Raw genomic sequence first — 3440 nt, forward strand, 5'->3', positions numbered from 1 at the left:
CGACGAATAATTTGGTTTCTAAAGTTACTTTTTGGTACTTTTTTTTCTGCCAGTGTTGTTTTTGGTTTTTCATAAGTGACTATCATTATTTGATGAATTTTTAGTCAACCTATTTCAGGAAAGTACATTTTCATAATGTGAGCTAACGTGATTGTATAAGATTAGTGGCGTGTTTAAGCACCTAATTTAGCAAATAAACACCAGATAGAAAATCCGCGAGGATTTTCGTAAGTAAGCGAGGACTAGCCATTAATTTTATACGGTGTTGTGTTTTCGTACTTTTCCCTAAGTTCTTTCTTTTTATTATTGACTTTTTCGATATTGAATTTATTAACACTTTGCCAAACCATCCAGCCACAACCTGCAAGTGGTAAGTAAAACAAAGTGTTTAAAAATGACTTCATAGAATCACTTGTTTGACTATCAATAATTTGTATTAATTTTTTGCCGATATTTATATTTGACTCTTCAAAAAAGATTGTAAGAATATAGATTAGAACTAAAATTAAAGATAAAGGAATATACAACCATAAAACTCTTCGCCACTTTGCAATACCTTTTGATATTTTTAATTTTAAATTTTCTTCCTTTAAATTTTTATTGAATTCTTTCTCTTTTTTTAAATCACTTTCAAGCTCAATATTGATGTCTTTTTTATTCTTTGCTGTTTTGATTACAGCTTCAACTTTTTGACCTTTTAGTGTCGTTTCTTCTTCTAGGTTTTCAACTTTTTGAGAAAGTAAGGAAACTTGTTTTTCTAATTCAGTTTTAGCATAAAGTTTAGATTGTTCAATAATTTTTTCATCTGAGGAATTAATATTGATTAGTTTACTGAAATCTTTTTCAATAAGGTTTGACACTAAATACCTCTGTTGCTCAACATCAGACGTCATTTCGCTTATTCCTGCTAAAATAAGATTAAGCTTTTCTCCTTCAATTAGTTTCTCATTACTTCTAAGATTTAAAAAACTAACAAAACTTTTAAAATCATCTTTTGTTCTGTCAAAATATCTTAATAGGATACTCATCCATTGGCTAGGTAACAAAACGATAGGTGTTGTAAAACCACGATAAAAATCCCATTTACGTAATAAATTATCTGACGAAATGAAAAAGTAGGCTGTGTCAAATATATTTTCAACTTTTCCTTCTCGTTTTTTTTCAACCCACAAAATATTTTCCACATCATTTAGAGTGCTTTGAAAATAAGTAGGTTTGTCAATTGGCTTAGATTTATTTAAGCTTGAATATAAGTCGTTTATATATTCTTTTGTGTCTTTATCTTCTTCGTTATATGGCGTATTGTAGTCAATTTTTATATCTAATCTCTCTAAAAGTAATTTGTATTCATTTAAAATATACGCTTCAAATAATTCCAAATTATGATTGGTTTTGTTCTTTCTCCAATTATGATAATATGAATGAATATCTTTTAGAGAACGAAACTCTAAAAATACTTTAGAACTTGTTTTAGGATTTTCAACTTTACGAAGCTTATCGATATAAAATTTTATACTATTTCTAAATTCTTCATCGGTAATTCTTGTTAAGAATATTTGCTCGCCAGCTTCTTTAAATTTTTTAAGAAAAGTTAGTGTTCTTTTCTGCCTGTCCAAACCATTAATTCCCATTCCCCTATAAATAACGTTAGTATCTAAGTAGAACTTTTTGTTTTTTAGATTTTGAAGTTTGAAATTTGATGTTCCTTTTTTGTTTGTAAGTAGACAGTATTCTAATGAGTAGCTTGAAATGTCGAATATTGCTTTGTTTTTAGCTTCATTGTCCCAATTCAAAAACTCATTAATTAATTCAATTTGTTCATCATTATATTTTGAGTCTTGAATTGAAATAATATTTGTAATATCTTTTTCTTTGTCTAATAATTTTTGAAAGCTCGCAGTATTTATGCTAAACATATGATATAAAAAATCATATAGTGTTTCTTTTATATGCTTTTTGTTTTTTCGCTCAATTGAAAACTCGGTTATAAAAAAATCAATGTTGTTCTCTTTTATTTTTGATTCTAAAAGTTGTTTCCTTTTCTGTGAAAGGCAAATAGTTTTTGAATTGTTTTTATAATCTATTAAAAAGGAATCTGGATATTTATCAATAATATTTAGTATTTCTTCTTCGCTGATTAATAGAGAATATTTTTCTTCTATATAATCAATTATTGCGTGTATTGATAAATCTGAATTATCACAATCAAGTAAAGCAGAATCAAGTATTTTTCTGTGAATAACTTTAGTAGATACCTCATAATTATTGTCAGCGTAAAGAACTGCTGCCAATCTAAATAATTCATTTTTGTTTACCTCTTTAGTCATATTGTTTTTACTTGTTCGGTGGTTTTTTTAGTATGAAACACAACGTTTATGTATAAGATTAGTGGCGTGTTAAAGCACCTAATTTAGCAAATAAACACCAGATAGAAAATCCGCGAGGATTTTCGTAAGTAGGCGAAAACTAGCCATTAATTTTATACGGTGTTGTGCTTTCGTTATTTTTAATTCAGTTCTCATTCCGTTAATTCATTGTCAATTAGCGATATAAGTTCCTCACATTTTTTAATCATTTCCAAAAAAGTTCCATTCATTCCTCCAAAATTAAGAACAGCTAAAGCGAAACCATTCTTTTGCTTTTTGTCTTTAAATATATCTCCAAAGGTTTCTTCGGTTAAATTCCCTAATACTCCCATTTTTCCGTTCGACATCTGAAACAAGTAGTTTCTTGACATAGAACTTATATCTTGTTTTTCATAACTCCCTGGATGAAGTGTATGTTCAACATCTTTTCTCCAGTGGTTTTCAGTGTGCTTTAATTTTTTATAAAGCAAATCTAAATTCAGTAAATCATTTTTGATAGAATCATTTGAGATAATAGCAAAATTCCCTGAATTATTTAACTCTTGGTAAGTATTATCAATTAAATAAAAACTTTTCCAAGTGTAGATGTCAACTAAGTGTTTATTAAAAGAATTCCAATCATTCACAGGTTTACCATTAAAATGTTCTAATACTGTGTTAGCTGAATTAATTAGAGAATTTTGACTATCAATAAATTGATTCATTTCTGTAATTGAAAGTTGTAAATCTCTTTTGATATTATTGAGATAAATTATTTCGCTATCTCTAACCTTTCTTTTTTCGTTCCAATTATTGATTGAGAGTGCTATTAAAATCCCAATTACAACAAGTACAATTTCTCCAATAGCGTACTTAAAATACTTTCCTGTTTTCCCTTCTGAAAGTAGGTTTTGTCTAATTTTTCTAAAGAATTTTATCATTGGTTAGCGGTTTGTTATAATGAAGCACAACGTGTTTGTGTTATGGAAAGTTGCGATTTTGTGCCATCGTTATTTTCCGCAGGAAAATATAAGATTGCAAAAAAGCAACTAACTTTGATTAAGCTAAAAATAAGCAATTTTTTATACACGGTGT

Annotated in this window: 2 protein-coding genes; both read right to left on the reverse strand. The window is 27.9% G+C overall.

The window, feature by feature from the left end:
• Positions 1-242 precede the first annotated feature (242 nt).
• Complete coding sequence (locus FP421_RS04345; protein WP_159947998.1) at positions 243-2327, reverse strand: hypothetical protein; 2085 nt, start codon at positions 2325-2327, stop codon at positions 243-245.
• A 191-nt stretch (positions 2328-2518) separates the two neighbouring features.
• Entirely contained in the window at positions 2519-3286 is a 768-nt protein-coding gene (locus FP421_RS15095) for a DUF6090 family protein (RefSeq protein WP_201288793.1), read from the reverse strand.
• Positions 3287-3440 lie beyond the last annotated feature (154 nt).

Origin of the sequence: Polaribacter septentrionalilitoris (assembly GCF_009832745.1) — a bacterium.
Classification (GTDB): domain Bacteria; phylum Bacteroidota; class Bacteroidia; order Flavobacteriales; family Flavobacteriaceae; genus Polaribacter; species Polaribacter septentrionalilitoris.